The organism is Rhizobium sp. A37_96 (genome assembly GCF_053521765.1).
The window spans coordinates 1-1,051 of the sequence record NZ_JBNWDS010000052.1; the positions used below are offsets into that span (position 1 = coordinate 1).

Sequence of the window (1,051 nt, forward strand, 5' to 3'; positions counted from 1 at the left end):
CTAGAGCGTTTCATGTTTTGACGGAAGCGTATCCTGCGTTTGCAAAATAGTTGCTGCATTCGCCGGGTTGGATTGTTGTGACGAGAGAGCCGATGTGCCGCCAGGTGTCGTCGATCGTTCGCTTTTGTGCATGACGCATCCAGTGCTTGATCTTGGCGAAGGCCTGTTCGATGGGATTGAGGTCGGGGGAATAGGGCGGCAGGAACCAGAGCCTTGCACCGGCAGCTTTGACGCTCTGACGGACAGCCGCAGATTTGTGGCTGCCGAGATTGTCCATGATGACAATGTCGCCAGGCTTGAGGATAGGCACGAGCTGTTGTTCGACATAGGCGCGGAAGCATTGGCCATTGATCGGCCCGTCGAAGACGCAAGGGGCGCTGAGCCGGTCGCACCGCAGTGCGCCGAGGAATGTCAGCGTGCGCCAGTGACCGTGCGGAGCAAAGGCGCGCAGACGCTTGCCCTTCGGGCCCCAGCCGCGCAGCGGCGTCATGTTGGTCTTGATCCAGGTCTCATCGATGAACACCAGTCGTCTGGGATCGAGACTTGCCTGCCACGCCTTCCATCGCTGCCGCCGACGGGCAATATCGGTGCGGGCCTGCTCAAGGGCGAACAGCGTTTTTTTTGAAGCGCAGCCCCTCGCGCCGGATGAACTGCCACACCGCATTGTGGGAAACAGTCACGCCGCGCCCCACCAACTCAGCCTTCAAGCCATGCAGGCTCAACTGCGGGTTCTGGGTGAGCCGCTCCGTGATGAAGGCGCGATGCGGCTCCAGAATACGCTTGCGATGGCCACCCATCTTGCCCGGCACAACAGAACCGGTCGCCCGATAGCGCTGCGACCACTTCACCACCGATGAAACCGATACACCAAAGCGCGACGCGGCCGAACGGCAAGTCTCACCCGCCACAACCGCTGCAACAACTCGCTCGCGAAGATCATTCGAAAGGGCTCGTGTCATCCGATGCTGGCCTCCACCTGGACAGCATTTTGAATCACAAAACCGACCGGACGGGAATCCCCTCAGATTCAGTTAAGCAATGAAGCGCTCTA

At 59.8% G+C, this 1,051-nt stretch carries 1 protein-coding gene; it reads right to left on the bottom strand.

Annotated features, from left to right (window positions below):
* Window positions 1-10: 10 nt before the first annotated feature.
* A protein-coding gene (locus ACQZ6J_RS33880; protein WP_449087236.1) for an IS630 family transposase occupies window positions 11-959 on the bottom strand; the annotation gives its coding sequence in 2 pieces (ribosomal slippage) (window positions 11-622 and window positions 624-959; 948 coding nt in all).
* Between the last annotated feature and the right edge of the window lie 92 nt (window positions 960-1,051).